This window comes from Dyadobacter jiangsuensis, from assembly GCF_003014695.1.
Lineage (GTDB): Bacteria > Bacteroidota > Bacteroidia > Cytophagales > Spirosomataceae > Dyadobacter > Dyadobacter jiangsuensis.
In genome coordinates, this window is the sequence record NZ_PYAS01000014.1 from 127,751 (window position 1) to 143,975 (window position 16,225).

Consider the following 16,225-nt stretch of genomic DNA (forward strand, 5'->3'; position numbering starts at 1 on the left):
TTGAAATAACATACCGCTTATAAGGCGGCAAAGGTAACAAGTTTTTTCGCTTAACAGGCCTTAAAATGTGATCAGTGGGAAACCGGTGTCAGGGTTCCTACGGATCTCTTCTGCGTTGAATAGGCCAACGCGGCAGCCACGAAATTCACGAAGATCGGGTGCGGGTTCATCACCGTGCTTTTCAGCTCAGGGTGGAACTGTACTCCGATGTAGAATGGGTGCGAAGGCATCTCCACCATTTCAACCAGGTTATTGTCGGGATTGATACCGGTAGCCACCAGGCCTTTTTCATCGAACTCTTTGAGATACTTGTTGTTGAACTCGTAGCGGTGACGGTGACGCTCGCTGATATTGGTCTTGCCGTAGATCTTGTGGGCCAATGTGTCCTTTTTAACACGGCACGGATAAGCCCCCAGACGCATCGTTCCTCCTTTATTGGAAACGTCTTTCTGATCTTTCATCAGGTGGATCACCGGATGTGAAGTGGTAGCATCCATTTCAACCGAATGCGCATTCTCCCACCCGATCACATTACGTGCGTACTCGATCACGGCCATTTGCATACCGAGGCAGATTCCAAAGAAAGGGATATTGTTCTCGCGCACATATTGGATCGCGGCGATCTTGCCTTCGATACCACGCTCGCCGAAACCAGGAGCAACCAGTACGCCATCGAGGTTTTCCAGTTTTTCAACCGCGTTCTCGGCAGTAAGGCTTTCGGAGTGTATCCATTCGATATTCACTTTGCATTCGTTGGCTGCACCGGCATGGATAAACGATTCCACGATCGATTTATAAGCGTCGTGCAGCTCTACATATTTACCCACCAGACCAATACGAACGGAGTCGATCGGATTTTTCAGTCTGGAAAGGAACGTCTTCCAAGAGTCGAGATCAACGTCTTTATCATTATAAATGTCGAGCATATATAATGCACGCTGGTCGAGGCGCTCTTTGAGCATCAGCAAAGGCACGGCATAAATGGTGTCCGCGTCCATGGCTTCGATCACCGAGTTCACCTGTACGTTACAGAACAGCGCGATTTTCTTGCGGATATCGTAAGGCAACGGATGTTCCGTACGGCACACGAGGATGTCCGGCTGGATACCCGACTCCTGCAACATTCTTACAGAGTGCTGCGTCGGCTTGGTTTTCAGCTCACCCGCAGAGTTCAGGTAAGGGATCAATGTAAGGTGTATCACCAGCGTATCCTGGTGGTCCATTTCGAATTTCACCTGACGAACCGCTTCCAGGAACGGCAGGGATTCGATATCACCTACGCAACCACCGATTTCCGTAATCACAATATCATAATCGCCGGACTGGCCCAGCAACAGCATGTTTCTTTTCAGTTCGTCGGTAATGTGCGGAACCACCTGCACGGTTTTTCCGAGGAAGTCGCCGCGACGCTCGGCGGTAATAACGTTGTGGTAGATACGCCCTGTGGTGACGTTGTTTGCTTGTGAAGTGCGAACGTTCAGAAAACGCTCGTAATGGCCCAGGTCGAGATCGGTTTCGGCCCCGTCGTCTGTTACGTAGCATTCGCCATGCTCGTAGGGGTTCATGGTGCCCGGGTCGATATTCAGATACGGGTCAAATTTCTGGATTGTGACCGAGAGACCTCTCGCTTGTAGTAGTTTAGCTAGTGATGAGGCAATGATTCCCTTGCCAAGTGAAGATGTAACACCGCCCGTAACGAAAATGTACTTAGCGGTCTTTCGTGCTTTGGAAGCCATAAGACTTTGCTGTTTTTCTATGATTACGGGATACAAAGATACAGGATTATTAGAAGAATCTAAGCGGGGCGTGTTTAAATATTTGGCTGGAAAACAGTAAGCGCCTGGCTGTCTGGTTGGTAATAAAATATAATTTTTTCTTGCCCCACGCCCTGGAATCGCACTTTTCGATCGAAAGTGTACGACCTGACACCTTCATAAAATGGGTAAAATTCCATTTAAAAAAAATGTATTGAAAAATTTATATTCTCAAACTCCGCCCTGCTCTCGCACGCCTGTGGCCAATTCCTTGCAACGACATACAAAATAAGGCAACGGCAGGCCTTTCCAGAATTTAAATTTCTATTTTGCATTTATTCCAAACCTTTATCACCTCAATACAAATGATCAGAAAGTTATTGCTCCTTCCCGCATTGCTATTTTGCGGCGCCACTGCCTGGGCGCAGGCAGCCTCGGATTCGAAGAAACCGCTCAACATTATCGTCTTCGGTGCCCACCCCGACGACTGCGATCTCGGCGCCGGCGGCATTGCCTCCATTTACTCATCGATGGGGCACAAGGTGAAATTCGTCTCGATGACCAACGGCGACAAAGGACACCAGGACATTGGCGGCGGAGAATTGGCTAATCGCCGCTACAAAGAAGCACAGGAAGCCGCACGCCGCTGGGGAATCCAATACGACATTCTCGATAACCATGATGGCGAGCTGTTCCCGACCCTGGAAAACCGCCTCGCCGTGATCCGTAAAATCCGCGAATGGAATGCAGATGTGGTCATTGCGCCGCGTACGAACGATTATCACCCCGATCACCGCAATACAGGCGTGGTCGTGCAGGATGCTGCGTACCTGGTAATCGTACCGAATATTTTGAGCAGCGTGCCTCCGCTCACCAAGAACCCGGTTTTCCTCTATTTCCGCGACCGTTTTCAAAGACCGAACCCATTCCGCCCGGATATTGCCATCGATATCACCGAAACGCTTGCTAAAAAAGTAGACGGACTCGATGCACACGTTTCCCAATTTTATGAGTGGCTTCCCTGGACGAGCGGCGATCTTGCTAACGTTCCCAAAGACGTAGTCGAGCGTAAAAAGTGGCTCCTCGCCTCAATGGAAAGACGCTCCTCAGTGAACCCGGAAATCAAGACTTCGCTGGAAAAATGGTACGGTACCGAGAAGGCTGAGAAGGTGAAATATGTGGAGGTTTTCGAGGTCACCGAATATGGAAAGCAGCCCTCGGCTGACGAGGTAAGGCGGCTATTTCCGATGCTGCCGAAATGAATGAGTGAATGTGCGAATGAGTGAATGAGTGAATGTTTTTTCAGTCCAAAATATTCACTCATTCACTCATTCACTCATTCACTCATTAGAACTTTTCCGCGAATCCCTTCAAGCCACAAGTAACGAAACTTGCAAATCAGTTTACTCTTACTACGATAACCTGTCCTTGAAACTTTCGTACCCATAGGAACGTACAAGTTGAAAACTTTGGTCAGCTTTCCATATCCCGATGGAAGGTAAATTAACACCGTTAAATGTGGTGGTCTTCACCATCGTGTAGTGGATCATATCCTCAAATATAATTTTATCGCCAATTTCGAGGGGCTTATCGAATGAGTAGTCGCCCATGTAGTCACCTGCCAGGCAGGTCATTCCACCCAATCTGTAAGTCGGCTTTCCTTCTACCGGCTCCTGGTGAGCACCGCGGATCGCGGGCTTGTAGGGCATCTCCAGCGTATCGGGCATATGAGCTGCAAATGAGGTGTCCAGAATAGCCACATCGATACCCTGGCTGTCGAGCACATCGAGCACGGTCGTGTATAATATTCCGGTGCGCCAGGCAATGGCTGAACCCGGTTCCAGGATCACTTCCAGATTGTACTTTTCTTTGATAGTACTAACTAATTTTATTAGCTTACTAATATCATATCCTTCCCTGGTCATAAGATGCCCGCCGCCCATGTTGAGCCACTTCGCCTGATGCAGTAAATCCCCGAACCTTTCTTCCAATGCGGCGAGCGTACGCTCCAGAGTGTCGCTGCCATTTTCGCAGAGCGTATGAAAGTGAATGCCGTCGATCCCTGCGGGAAGCTCGTCGGGCAGCTTGTCGCGCGTAACGCCCAGGCGCGAGCCCGGTACGCACGGGTTATACATGTCCGTGGCCACCTCCGAGTACTGCGGGTTCACGCGGATACCGCACGATAATGTCTTACCCGGGTTAGCCGCCTTGTAAGCCTCTACCCTGCCCTGGAACCGTTCCCATTGACTGAGCGAGTTGAAGGTAATATGGCTGCTGCGCTGCATGATCTCTTCAAACTCGCTGTCGAGGTACGCAGGCATATAGGTATGCGACTGGTAGCCCATAAAATCGTTGATCAGCTTCACTTCGTTGAGCGAGCTGGCGGTGGCACCCGAAAGGTATTCCTTCACAATTGGGAATGCGCTATACATGGAAAACCCTTTGAGTGCGAGGATAATCTGGCATCCCGCCGCCTTCTGGACCGAGTCGATCAATTCGAGGTTCTTGCGGAGCAACTCCTCTTCCAATACGAAACAGGGAGACGGAATTTCTTTAAAATCGATAGCCATTTGCTATAAATGAGTGTTGGTAGAATCTTCTTGCATGCAATGATTGCATAATTTTGTACACAAAACTATAAGTTTGAGTTTCCAAATCATGACCATTTTTCACACAGCCCCGAAAGCCTGCCTATGTCCTTCCTTGTTTTAGATATCGAAATGACCGGGCCGGAGCCGGGTTGGAATGAAATTATCCAGATCGGCGCGGAGTTTTTTGACGACAACTGGCGATCGCTCGGAACATACCTGCAAAATGTGTATCCAGAGAATGAGGAGGCATTTTCGGTGAAATCCGAAGAGGTGCACGGGCTTTCCCTCGACGACCTCGAAGACGCGCCGATGATCTACGACGTACTCCCCGAATTTGAAAAGTGGATCAAAAAACTGAACGTCGGCAAACCCAGCCTTGCCAATGTGGTCATTTGCGGCCAGAGTGTGATCAACGACATCAATTTCCTGCGTTTCGCCTACCGCAACGAAAAAATGAAGTGGGGCTTTTCCAACAAGCAGCTCGACCTGCACACCGTCTCCTATTTATTTTTCCAGATCCTCGAAAAGAATGGCAGGCAAGTGCCGCGTTCGCTGAGCCTCGGGTCGGTGGCAAGCTATTTTGGGTTCGAACGGGAGGAGGAAACGCACAATGCATTGGAAGATGCCCGCCTTACCGCCAAATGCTTTAAAGAATTCTTCAAGCTCATCGACCACGTCAAGCTCATATGATCGATTACAACCCCAAAGAGTGGTTCCGTTACATTTTCTATTTCCAGAAGGCCGACACCGTCCGCAAACTCGCGCCGATGATCCTCACCATGGCGGCCTATTCGAGCGTTGTCGCATACATTATTATTATACACCTCAAAATCACCGAGAACAACGACCTGAAAAACATCTCGCTCATGCACTCGCTGCTGGGTTTTGTGATTTCGATGCTGCTCGTGTTTCGGACCAACACCGCTTATGACCGCTGGTGGGAAGGCCGCAAGCAATGGGGCTCGCTCGTGAATGGCAGCCGTAACCTTGCTTTGAAACTAGCGGCGCTCATCGGCCCGGAGTATGTCGCGGAGCGCGAGTTTTTTACCAAGATGATCCCGAACTACGCATTCGCATTGAAAAACCATTTGCGGAATACTTACATCTCGGAGGAGTTCGAGAACTCGCTCCTTTATAACAAATCCGCATTGATCGCAACCGATCACGTCCCGAACCAGATCGCCGCCGCATTGTTTGCCAAGGTGATCGAGCTGCAACGAAAAGGCGCATTGCTGCCGGAGCACACCATTATATTAAATCACGAGCTCGAAGGCTTCACGAATATCTGCGGTGCCTGTGAGAGGATCAAGAATACCCCTATCCCACTGTCTTACAGCTCATTTATCAAAAAATTCATCTTTATTTACTGCCTCACGCTACCGATCGGGTACGTGTTCAGCCTGCATTTCCTCGTCATTCCGTTCGTGATGTTCGTGTTCTACATTCTCGCCAGCCTTGAAGTAATCGCCGAGGAAATTGAAGATCCGTTTGGCGACGATAGCAACGATCTGCCTATGGAGCGGATCTGCAAAGGCATTCACACAACGACGCGCGCGCTGCTCAAGTAACCCTGAAATCCCGGAATCATTAGAAAGTAGTTAGAAACTGATTAAAATCTAAAATTTTTCCGGGATTTTCACAGGATCTCATTTTAAAGTGTTTTCTGCCCCTACCCATTTTTTTCATAAAAATCGGTTTCCCGCAAATCCTGATTTTTACACTCTCTTTATTTTCGCTTAACATTAGCATCTAATAGCACCCTATTTTCGCAAAAAACTCAATTTTAGGAGTTATTAGAGCATTTGGCAATGCCTCTTTCTGTTGGTAATTTCAATTCAACCCCTCCCCGCTATGACGGTCCGGAAGGGTCGATTAATCAGAATAAACGATTACCAACATGAAAAAAGCCACATTTTTAATCGCCATATTATTTGTCGGATTACTCAACGTTGCAGCCAACGCGCAGTCGATCGTAGATCCGGGCATTTCGGTTTATAACTATAAGCATCCCAACAAGGCGGCACAAGCCAAAGCTGCCGGAAAGGATCAAAAAACGATACGCGTTGCAAACATGCGGACTATCGAGCGCTACGGTAAGTACCAGACGAAGTATGCCAGCACAACGCCCAAGTATGCGCCGCGGCCTGCCGCCCTCGTGGTAACCCGCGAATACAAGCCGGAAGGAGTGGAAATCAATCCGCTCACCTCGCCGAGAAATTACAAAACCCCCGCTATCAGTGTGACCAAGGACACGGCGCAAATGGCTGAATATTATAATAGTCCGGATAAGGTTTATCCGACGCAAGATTAACCATTGTATAATTGCAGAAAACGCCGGCTTCGATGAGGCCGGCGTTTTTATTATTCCAAAATCGATCCAACTAAATATTAAAAAGTTCAAATTAAGGCAATTAGGAATTTTTTAGGCTTTTTTTGTCTGTTTTAAACCGACGATTTTTACGCCTTCAAAAAACTAAATTCTTTCCGATCAGAATGCTAACTCGCTGAAAAATAATTCTCTGCATGATTGAATTTTATAGTTCAATGTTTGAAATGGATAGGTATTGTAAAAAAGCTTGCAGGTAATTTTGAAAACAAGTCCTAATAACCTGTTTCTTAATTAACCTTCTAATGAATCCTAAACCACTCATTTTTGCAGCACTGCTCGCGTGTGCGGCGAGCCTGAATCACACAGCATGGTCGCAACCGATTCGTATCTCCGACCCCGGCATTTCTACCCACAATTATAAGCATCCCAACAAAGCGGCGGCGGCGCCTAAGGCCAGGCTGGTTGTCGAATCCTCTGCTCCGGCGCTCGCCGCCCGCTTTGCTACATTGAATGTCGGCCGCCCCGAGCACGACCCGACGCCCAAATATGCGCCGCGCGAAGTGCGGTTCGTGATCTTCACGCGCCAGCGTACCCAGCGGAACGCCATCAACCCGCTCATCTCGACCCGCAACTACAAAACGGGCAATGGTGTGCATACAATCAAGCCCGTTCCCGAAGAAGAATGGATCTGCGGTACGATGTAATTATAACAAATGCTACCCATTGCCAGCCGGTGCCCAATGCACCGGCTTTTCCCGTTGAAAGTGGTTTAACCGGGAAAATTTATGACGATACCAAGCGCGTCTCCTATTTAATTAATTTTTAACCCCCTGGCTTTGTAGCCAATATTTGAATTTCATAATTTCAGCTCATGATACCGAATGAGACCGTAGCGCATTTTTACCAGACGCACCCGGCTGCGAAAGGGCTAAAAGGTCCGGATAAAACGACCGGGGATGAAGGTCATTTCAACGTCTTCTCCCGCGTGTTCTGCAACAAGTACACTTCCTATGCGAGAAGGGATTTCTACAAGATCTCGCTCATCCTCGGAAAGGGGAAAATTACCTACGGCAACCAGGAGATCGAGATCAACCGCAATGCACTGGTTTTCTTCAACCGCAATGTGCCCTATTCCTGGCAGGCGTTGTCGGAAGAGCAATCGGGCTACTTCTGTTTGTTTACCGACCAGTTTTTGAGTACGATCAACCGTTCGGCGACGGTTTCCAACTGCCCGATCCTGCGCACCGACTCCATTCCCGTATATTTCATCAATGAAGAACAGCAGGAATACCTGCTCAGTATCTTCGGTAAAATGCAAGCCGATATTGAATCGAACTATGTGCACAAGTACGATCTCATGCGCAACTACGTGAATGTGCTCGCGCACGAGGCCATGAAAATGCAGCCTTCGGAAGTAAGCGATGTGCATGTGAATGGTTCGGCTAAGCTATCCTCGCAATTCCACGAGCTGCTCGAACGCCAGTTCCCGATCGAATCCCCTGAGCATAAGCTCAAACTGAAAACCGCCAAAGACTACGCCACCAGGCTCGGCGTGCATGTAAACCACCTCAACCGGGCACTGAAAGAAATCACCGGAAAAACTACCACCGAACATATTATCGACCGCGTCCTGGCGCAATCCAAGGTAATGCTGCGGCATTCCAACTGGAGCGTCGCCGAAATCGCGTTCTGCCTCGGTTTTGAGTATCCTGCCTATTTCAACAACCTTTTCAAGAAACAAATCGGCACTACCCCCAAATCCTACCGCGTGCACGAACGCTAGGGATGTTTGAATTTTATAAGATATTGTTTGAAAGTAATAAACATTGCCACAGGACGTCGGATTACCTTTGCGAAGCAATCCGACGGGCTTGGCAGCCAATCTATTGACCCCACACACTCGCCCCGGTTCAGTTGCCATATAATTTTGAATGCAAATGACATCGAAGAAGTATTTCCCCTCCCTGCTGCTGACCCTCTCGCTGGTCGGAGCCGGTGAAAAACTGAGTGCCCAAACGCTTACATTGCAACAAGCCGTAGAAACGGCAGTCTCCAACTACGGAAGCATCAAAGCCAAGAACAACTACCTCAGCGCTTCCAAAGCGACGGTCCTTCAAAGCAAGAAAGAATACCTTCCCAATCTCAACCTGTCGGCCCAACAGGATTATGGTACGATCAATGGTCAGAACGGCCCATTGTACGGCCTTGGGCTTTCGGTAGCATCGTCGGGGCTGCCGCTGCCGCATCAAAACTGGAATTCGGCATTCGGAGCATTGTACCTGACGAACGTCAACTGGGATTTCTTCGCATTCGGCCGCGCCCGAGAGCGTATCAACGTAGCGCAGCAGGCCGTGAACCGCGACCGTGCCGACCTGGAACAGGAGCAATTTCAACACAGCGTACGCGTAGCGGCCGCTTACCTGAACCTCCTGGCTGCCCAGCGCCTGATACGTTCCTGGGAAAACAACCTGGAACGTGCGAATGCATTGAAGACCGTCGTGGTTACCCGCGCCAAAAACGGTTTGATACCCGGTGTGGACTCCTCGCTGGCCAATGCGGAAGTGTCCAATGCGAAGATCAGCATTACCCAGGCAAGGGATTTTGAACAGGAACAAGCCAATACACTGGCGAAGCTGATGGGTATTACCGACCAGCGTTTCCAGCTCGACACCATGCTCCTCGCCCGCATGCCTCGCGCGATCGCCGATTCGGCCGGCAAGACCGAGAACCACCCGCTTTTGAAATTTTACGCCAACCGCATTGCCGTCAGCGAGCAGCAGGCCAAATACTTCCACACCCTCGGCATGCCGACATTCTCGCTATTCGGGGTCTTTCAGGGACGCGGCGCAGGCTTCTCATCGACCTACGCAACCGACCAGACGGCTTACACGCATAACTATTTCGAAGGTATCAAGCCCGTCAGGGCCAACTACCTGCTCGGTATCGGCGCTACCTGGAACATGACCAGCGTCTTGCGCATCCGGCAACAGGTGATGTCGCAGAAGTTTGTTTCCAATGCATTGAAAGAAGAATACGACCTGGCAGATCAACAGCTGAAAAACCAGCTCATTCTTTCGGAAACGAAGATCAGCAATGCGATAGCCAATTACCGGGAGGCTCCGGTGCAGGTACAATCCGCTTCGGACGCCTATTTGCAGAAAAGTGTTTTGTACAAAAACGGCCTGAGCAACATCGTGGACATGACGCAGGCGCTCTACGTCCTCAACCGCGCCGAAACCAGCCGCGACATCGCCGCGACGAATATCTGGCAGGCGGTGCTGCTCAAAGCAGCGGCAAGTGGCGATATCGGTACGTTTCTAAACCAATAGCCTCGTCAACAAGGTGAGGTTGAAAATGGTCAGGAGTTGTCGGTTATAGTCAGGTTTAGTCAAGTATTGTCAGAAGTGGTCAGGTTTAGTCAAGTATTGTCATTGGTTCTTCTCGCTATACGAACGGTTTTCCATTTCTCTCCCTCACTATATTCTACAAATGACCAAATATGACAATACCTGACCACACCTGACTACCAATGACAACTCCTGACCAAGCCCTGACTACCAATGACAACACCTGACCATATCGGTCACCAATAAAGTAGTACCGTTACAATTTACATTTTCGTAACATGGATTTAATACGTTTTGCATTACGTAAACCGATCACCATCATGGTGATAGTAGCCGGTTTATTCTTTTTCGGTATCGATGCGGTGCGGAAGATCAAGGTCGATATTTTCCCGAAACTCGATTTGCCGGTGATGTACATCGCGCACCCGTTCGGGGGCTACACGCCCGACCAGATGGAGACCTTTTTTGCCAAGCAATACATCAACATACTTCTCTATGTAAACGGGATCAAAAGCATAGAGACGAAGAACATCCAGGGCCTTACCCTGATGAAGGTGAACTTCTACCCCGGTACCAACATGGCGCAGGCTTCGGCGGAGCTGAGCGCATTTACCAACCGTGCGCAGGCCATTTTCCCGCCGGGCTCTAACCCGCCGTTCATTATCCGCTTCGATGCGTCGACGCTGCCGGTGGGCCAGTTGGTATTAAGCTCCGAAAAGCGCAGCAACAACGAACTGCTCGACCTCGCGAACGTGTACGTGCGCTCGACGTTTACCTCGATCCCCGGTCTGGTTTCGGCGCCCCCGTTCGGTGGTAATATCCGCACCGTGGTGATCAAAGCCGATCCTGAGCTCCTTCGTGCGCATAACCTCACACCGGATCAGCTGGTGGAAGCATTGCGCGTGAACAACCAGACAGCACCCTCCGGAAACGTGCGCATCGGCGATAAAAACTACATTACCCCTACCAACACGACCATTCATACTGTAAAGGAATTTGAAAACATTCCCCTCTTCAAAGGCGGCGTGCAGAACCTCTACCTGCGCGATGTAGCGACCGTGGAAGATGGTGCCGACATTACTTCGGGCTACGGATTGGTAAACGGCAAGCGTTCGGTGTACCTGAGCATTGCCAAAAGCGCCGACGCCTCGACCTGGGAAGTGGTTCAAAACCTGAAAAAAGCCATTCCTCGCATTCAGAGCACATTACCTGAGGATGTGAAGGTGAGCTACGAGTTCGACCAGTCTACCTATGTGATGAATTCCGTGATGAGCTTGCTCACGGAAGGCGCCATCGGCGCGATCCTAACAGGGCTCATGGTACTGCTCTTTCTGGGCGATGCCCGCGGGGCGTTGATCGTGATCCTGACCATCCCAACCTCTATTATCTCCGGCGTTTTGTTCCTGAATTTGTTCGGACAGACGATTAATATCATGACATTGAGCGGTTTGGCGCTCGCTATTGGTATCCTGGTGGATGAGAGTACAGTGACGATCGAAAACATTCACCAGCATTTTGATATGGGTAAACCCAAGGCACTTGCTATTTGGGATGCCTGTAAGGAGATCGCATTTCCTAAGTTGCTGATTCTCTTCTGTATCCTTGCCGTATTTGCCCCCGCATTTACCATGGGCGGTATTCCGGGGTCGTTGTTCCTGCCGCTGGCGCTGGCGATCGGTTTCAGTATGATCGTTTCGTACTTCCTGGCACAAACGTTCGTACCGGTGATGGCTAACTGGATCATGAAAGTGAAACACCACCAGAAAGCCGACGGCTCGCCCATGACCGATGCCGAAGAGTTTGCCGCATCCGGCCTCAGCAAAGACCCTGAATCCCAAAAAGAAGCATTGATCCACCGTGCCGACTTCAACCAAGATGGCAAAATAAGCCCGTTCGAACGCATCCGGGCACGTTTCATGCGCTTCATTAACCGCGTAATGCCTTTCCGCAAACCCATCGTGGCGGCATACCTGATCATCACTACGGCATTAGCAGCATTGTTGTTGAGTAATATTGGAAAGGATGTTTTGCCCAAGGTAAATGGCAGCCAGTTCCAGGTGCGCCTGCGTGCTCCCGAGGGTACGCGTATGGAGCGCACGGAGGAGAAAACGCTGAAAACGATCGATATTATCAAGAAAATCGTGGGGCCACAAAATGTGTCGGTAACCTCGGCATATGTGGGCCAGCACCCGTCTTTATTCTCGGTAAACCCTATTTACCTGTTCATGGCGGGGCCGCAGGAAGCCGTTTTGCAGGTGGGTTTGCATGAAGAATTCCACACGAATCTGGATGAGCTGAAAGAAAAGATCCGCCGGGAAGTAAGGCAAGCGATCCCGGACCTGACCATGTCTTTCGAACCGATTGAACTCACCGACAAGATCCTCAGCCAGGGCTCCCCTACGCCGATTGAAGTAAGAATGTCGGGACGCAGCAAGAAGCTCAACGAAGAATATGCGCAGAAGGTAATCGCCAAATTGAAGGAAATCAGCTATTTGCGTGATATTCAATTGGGGCAATCCAACAAATATCCGGCCATTAAAATCGAAGTCGATCGCATGCGCGCAGCGCAACTGGGCGTGGATATGAATGATGTATCAAGATCGCTGATAGCGTCGACGTCTTCCTCCCGCTATACCGACAAGAATATCTGGGTTGATGAAAAAGGCGGTTTCAGCTACGCGGTGCAGGTGCAAATCCCGGAAAGCAAAATGAACAGCGTCCAGGAAATGAGTGAAATCCCCCTGCTTCGCAACAGCAACCGTCCGGTACTCGGCGATATCGCAACCATTACACCTGATACCACTTACGGTGAGAACGACAACCTCGGTGCCATGCCGGTGCTTTCGGTAACCGCCAATTTGAACAATACCGACCTCGGCGTGGCGCAGGCCGATGTGAGAAAAGCATTAGCTTCCCTCGGTGAACTCCCGCGCGGGCTGACCGTAGAGTTGGTGGGTTTGAGCCAGACATTGACTGACACGCTGGACAGCCTCCAGAACGGTCTGGTGGTAGCCATTGTGGTGATCTTCCTCATGCTGGCGGCTAACTTCCAGTCGTTTAAAGTATCGGCGATCGTTCTGGCGACTGTTCCGGCCGTAATCCTCGGCTCGCTGGCATTGCTGATGGTAACCGGCTCCACATTGAACCTTCAAAGCTATATGGGCATTATCATGTCCGTGGGGGTATCGATTTCGAATGCCGTGCTTTTGATTACCAATGCCGAACAGCTGCGGAAGCACAGCGGCAATGCCATCGAAGCCGCTAAGGAATCGGCGGGCCTCCGCCTCCGCCCTATCGTGATGACCGCCGTAGCGATGGTGGTAGGGATGATCCCGATGGCGAGCGGGCTTGGCGAAGCAGGTGACCAATCCTCACCATTAGGCCGTGCCGTTATCGGCGGGCTGATCGCCTCGACTTTTGCAGCATTGTTCATTCTCCCGCTCGTATTCGCGTGGGGACAGGGCAAGGCATCGACGCAAAGCGTTTCCCTCGACCCCGAGGATGAAGAAAGCAAGTATTATGTTCCAATGACCCGTTAATCACAACATCGAACCTATCCGACTATGAGACATATTCATCAAATCGCCATGACCGTACTCGTTGCAGGTGCAGCGACGGTCCTGCAAAGCTGCGGTTCGTCACGGGCCGAAGAAGAAGAGGGCAAAAAAGCAGCGGCAGAAGCGAGTGCAACTGCTGCGGTGGTAGACGCATTCCCGCTTAAAAAAGAACAACTCGTATCAAGCATCCAGATCCCCGGAGAACTGGTGGCCTTCCAGCAGGTGGACATTTATGCCAAAGTGAGCAGTTTCGTCAAAAAACTCCATGTGGATGTGGGTACGGAAGTGCGCGAGGGCCAGCTACTGGCCACCATGGAAGCGCCGGAGCTTACCTCCCAACTCGTTACGAGCGAATCACGTTTGAAATCGTTTGAAGCGATTTACCAGGCGAGCAAAGCCAATTACGAACGTCTGCTCGAAACCAGCAAAACGCCTGGTACTGTTTCCCAAAACGACCTGGACGTGGCGCTCGCGAAACAACGCTCCGACCTCGCCCAGCTGGACGCCGCACGCTCTGCCAGCCGCGAAATCACGGATACCCGCAATTACCTCGAAATACGGGCGCCTTTCAGCGGCATTATCTCCGCGCGTAATGTGAGCACAGGCGCTTACGTAGGGCCATCCGGAAAAGGCTCAGAGTTTCCCCTTTTCACATTGGTGGAGCAGCGCAAGCTTCGTTTGGTGGTGAGTGTGCCGGAGCAATATACCAGCTACCTGAAAAATCAGAGCCAGGTTACTTTCAAAGTGAAGTCGCTCCCTAACCAGGATTTCCCTGCCAAGGTAAGCCGCCTAGCGGGAGCGCTGGATGCTCGTTTACGCTCGCAGCGCACGGAAATGGATGTAGTTAACAGTGATAGAAAACTTTTGCCCGGTATGATTGCCGAAGTTTCGATCCCATTGTCCGGCGATGCGAACACTTTTGCCGTTCCGCGAACGGCTGTACTGAATTCGACACAAGGTACCTACGTAATCAAGGTCGTAGATAAGCGGGCGGTTTGGGTACCGGTGAAAACAGGTAGCAGCAGTACCGAAAAGACTGAGATTTTCGGGGACGTCAAAGAAGGTGACGTGCTCGTGAAAGTAGCCAATGAAGAAATCCGCGACAATTCGGATTTGAAAAATGTGAAGCAGGAAGCCATTTAGGCCTGTCAGCGCAGGGCGGTTTTGCCCTCATTCAATACAATTCTTAGTTTAAAACCTGCAAGATCGGTCTTTACCTCACGGCAAAGGCCGTTTTTGTAGGAATAAACCCCTTCCTTCCCGTCCGGCAACGTCACACCGTACCTGCCCTCGGAGAGCTTTCGGATGTTGCACATCTTGCCATACCGTTCGGAATAGACTTCTGTGATATTAATAGGCTCCTTATAATACAGGCTGGTAATGGTGCTGCTGATCGGCTTATTCACCAGCACTTTGGGTTTGTCCTCCACATCTTCGCCCGAGAAGAGCACTTCGTAAAACGATTTGGAACCGGATTTGGTGAGCGTTTTCTCTTTGAGATCGCCGTTCACGTGGTGCGCGCAGGTAGCGGAAACGAGTTTTCCCTGCACGTAATTAGTCTGGGTGGAGTACGACCCTTTGTAGAACATCACTTTAAAGTCGGATTCGATGCGGTGCGTTTCTGTATCGTCCGCCCCTTTCTCATCAAATACCTTCAATGACCCGATAGTCCGGCCCGCCACGATCACGTCGTAGACATTTTGCCCGCGAGCCACCGACATTGCGAGCATGAAACACCCGATCAATACAAATCCCGATACACGCATCTTCCCTCTTGTTTTGGTTACCAATCGTGTGCAATCACCTAATAACTCCATTATTTCTGTTCCTATTGCCCTTGAACAAAGATTATCAGGCCATTAACTTACTGCAACTCACTGGAAGAGTGGCGACCGTTCGGGAAAAAGGGGGATTAAATGCCACACCACTTAGTGAACGGCACCTAATCCCCCTATGGCTTAAAACCGGCCGAATTTCAGGGTCAGATTGTAAGAAATATTGCTCAAATCGCTGTCGGTAAGCCCATTACCTTTTGCATTGAATGCTTTACGGTAAGAAACGCCTGGACTAAACCGCATCCATTTCAATAAATTAAACTCTACCTGCACACCCGGTTCCATCACAAAGAAGCATTTCACGTCGTCATCGTCGTGGCGATCATCCCAGTCGTCCCAATCCCAGTCGTCGATATCGTTACGGTCATATTGCATTGTAAAGCCTGCACCGGTCAGCAAATTAGCCGTGACATGCACCCTGCGCGTCGACGCGAACACATATTCCGTCATTAACCCGAACTGGCCATACTGATAAGTCATCTTACGAGCAGGGAAATTCTGTTCCAAAGCCGGCACCGGAATGTAGTTGGTCGTAGCGGAAGCTCCCAGTCCGAGTAAAAATCGTTGATTGATGAACCAGCCGCCATACAGCTCGGCCATGTTTGCATAATCCCCATTGATTTTCGTGAACTTATTGGAAATGGCCGCGTAACCGCCCGAGCGGTAAATGCCCCGACTTTGAAAGAGCGTTTGGTTATCCTGTGCGAAAGAGCTTACGGTAGCGCCCAGCACAAAAATGAAGGTGAATGATAAAAGAGTCCTTTTCATAATCGCTAAGTTGTTTCTTCCGAGACAACCGGCCTCCTGTATCC

At 50.2% G+C, this 16,225-nt stretch carries 13 protein-coding genes; 9 read left to right on the plus strand and 4 right to left on the minus strand.

The window, feature by feature from the left end; translation table 11 throughout:
- Positions 1 to 71: 71 nt before the first annotated feature.
- Positions 72 to 1,736 (minus strand): CTP synthase, encoded by a 1,665-nt coding sequence (gene pyrG / locus CLV60_RS25675; protein ID WP_106598256.1) that lies wholly within the window; start codon positions 1,734 to 1,736, stop codon positions 72 to 74.
- Between the two features lie 383 nt (positions 1,737 to 2,119).
- On the opposite strand from pyrG, the gene CLV60_RS25680 reads away from it, so the two are divergent.
- Complete coding sequence (locus CLV60_RS25680) at positions 2,120 to 3,016, plus strand: PIG-L deacetylase family protein (protein WP_106598257.1); 897 nt, start codon at positions 2,120 to 2,122, stop codon at positions 3,014 to 3,016.
- A gap of 150 nt (positions 3,017 to 3,166) precedes the next feature.
- On the opposite strand, the gene nspC is transcribed toward CLV60_RS25680, so the two are convergent.
- Complete coding sequence (gene nspC / locus CLV60_RS25685) at positions 3,167 to 4,324, minus strand: carboxynorspermidine decarboxylase (RefSeq protein WP_106598258.1); 1,158 nt, start codon at positions 4,322 to 4,324, stop codon at positions 3,167 to 3,169.
- 123 nt (positions 4,325 to 4,447) lie between these two features.
- Here nspC and CLV60_RS25690 point away from each other — a divergent pair, with 123 nt between their 5' ends.
- The 8 genes from CLV60_RS25690 to CLV60_RS25725 all read left to right on the plus strand — a co-directional run bounded on the left by CLV60_RS25690 (position 4,448) and on the right by CLV60_RS25725 (position 14,721).
- Entirely contained in the window at positions 4,448 to 5,035 is a 588-nt protein-coding gene (locus CLV60_RS25690) for a 3'-5' exonuclease (RefSeq protein WP_106598259.1), read from the plus strand.
- On the plus strand, positions 5,032 to 5,913 hold the full coding sequence (locus CLV60_RS25695) for a bestrophin family protein (RefSeq protein WP_106598260.1): 882 nt from the start codon (positions 5,032 to 5,034) through the stop codon (positions 5,911 to 5,913). Before CLV60_RS25690 ends, CLV60_RS25695 begins: the two co-directional genes overlap by 4 nt.
- 329 nt (positions 5,914 to 6,242) lie before the next feature.
- A complete protein-coding gene (locus tag CLV60_RS25700; RefSeq protein ID WP_106598261.1) occupies positions 6,243 to 6,656 on the plus strand; it encodes a hypothetical protein in 414 nt (137 codons plus the stop codon).
- Between the two features lie 320 nt (positions 6,657 to 6,976).
- Positions 6,977 to 7,378 (plus strand): hypothetical protein, encoded by a 402-nt coding sequence (locus CLV60_RS25705; RefSeq protein WP_106598262.1) that lies wholly within the window; start codon positions 6,977 to 6,979, stop codon positions 7,376 to 7,378.
- A 167-nt stretch (positions 7,379 to 7,545) separates the two neighbouring features.
- Positions 7,546 to 8,457, plus strand: coding sequence for a helix-turn-helix domain-containing protein (locus CLV60_RS25710; protein WP_106598263.1), 912 nt, complete (start codon positions 7,546 to 7,548; stop codon positions 8,455 to 8,457).
- A 154-nt stretch (positions 8,458 to 8,611) separates the two neighbouring features.
- Complete coding sequence (locus CLV60_RS25715; RefSeq protein ID WP_229211133.1) at positions 8,612 to 10,003, plus strand: TolC family protein; 1,392 nt, start codon at positions 8,612 to 8,614, stop codon at positions 10,001 to 10,003.
- A gap of 296 nt (positions 10,004 to 10,299) precedes the next feature.
- Positions 10,300 to 13,560 (plus strand): efflux RND transporter permease subunit, encoded by a 3,261-nt coding sequence (locus CLV60_RS25720; protein ID WP_106598265.1) that lies wholly within the window; start codon positions 10,300 to 10,302, stop codon positions 13,558 to 13,560.
- Positions 13,561 to 13,584: 24 nt separating this feature from the next.
- A complete protein-coding gene (locus CLV60_RS25725) occupies positions 13,585 to 14,721 on the plus strand; it encodes an efflux RND transporter periplasmic adaptor subunit (protein WP_106598266.1) in 1,137 nt (378 codons plus the stop codon).
- Positions 14,722 to 14,726: 5 nt separating this feature from the next.
- On the opposite strand, the gene CLV60_RS25730 is transcribed toward CLV60_RS25725, so the two are convergent.
- Both CLV60_RS25730 and CLV60_RS25735 read right to left on the minus strand, forming a co-directional pair.
- Positions 14,727 to 15,344: a DUF6134 family protein gene (locus CLV60_RS25730; protein ID WP_106598267.1), complete on the minus strand. Its 618-nt coding sequence runs from the start codon at positions 15,342 to 15,344 to the stop codon at positions 14,727 to 14,729.
- Positions 15,345 to 15,536: 192 nt separating this feature from the next.
- Positions 15,537 to 16,181, minus strand: a complete 645-nt coding sequence (locus tag CLV60_RS25735) for a hypothetical protein (RefSeq protein ID WP_106598268.1) — start codon at positions 16,179 to 16,181, stop codon at positions 15,537 to 15,539.
- Between the last annotated feature and the right edge of the window lie 44 nt (positions 16,182 to 16,225).

Coding starts and splice junctions, on each gene's coding strand:
- pyrG (WP_106598256.1), bottom strand. CDS start 1,736: ATGGCTTCCAAAGCACGAAAGACCGCTAAGTACATTTTCGTTACGGGC.
- CLV60_RS25680 (WP_106598257.1), top strand. CDS start 2,120: ATGATCAGAAAGTTATTGCTCCTTCCCGCATTGCTATTTTGCGGCGCC.
- nspC (WP_106598258.1), bottom strand. CDS start 4,324: ATGGCTATCGATTTTAAAGAAATTCCGTCTCCCTGTTTCGTATTGGAA.
- CLV60_RS25690 (WP_106598259.1), top strand. CDS start 4,448: ATGTCCTTCCTTGTTTTAGATATCGAAATGACCGGGCCGGAGCCGGGT.
- CLV60_RS25695 (WP_106598260.1), top strand. CDS start 5,032: ATGATCGATTACAACCCCAAAGAGTGGTTCCGTTACATTTTCTATTTC.
- CLV60_RS25700 (WP_106598261.1), top strand. CDS start 6,243: ATGAAAAAAGCCACATTTTTAATCGCCATATTATTTGTCGGATTACTC.
- CLV60_RS25705 (WP_106598262.1), top strand. CDS start 6,977: ATGAATCCTAAACCACTCATTTTTGCAGCACTGCTCGCGTGTGCGGCG.
- CLV60_RS25710 (WP_106598263.1), top strand. CDS start 7,546: ATGATACCGAATGAGACCGTAGCGCATTTTTACCAGACGCACCCGGCT.
- CLV60_RS25715 (WP_229211133.1), top strand. CDS start 8,612: ATGACATCGAAGAAGTATTTCCCCTCCCTGCTGCTGACCCTCTCGCTG.
- CLV60_RS25720 (WP_106598265.1), top strand. CDS start 10,300: ATGGATTTAATACGTTTTGCATTACGTAAACCGATCACCATCATGGTG.
- CLV60_RS25725 (WP_106598266.1), top strand. CDS start 13,585: ATGAGACATATTCATCAAATCGCCATGACCGTACTCGTTGCAGGTGCA.
- CLV60_RS25730 (WP_106598267.1), bottom strand. CDS start 15,344: ATGCGTGTATCGGGATTTGTATTGATCGGGTGTTTCATGCTCGCAATG.
- CLV60_RS25735 (WP_106598268.1), bottom strand. CDS start 16,181: ATGAAAAGGACTCTTTTATCATTCACCTTCATTTTTGTGCTGGGCGCT.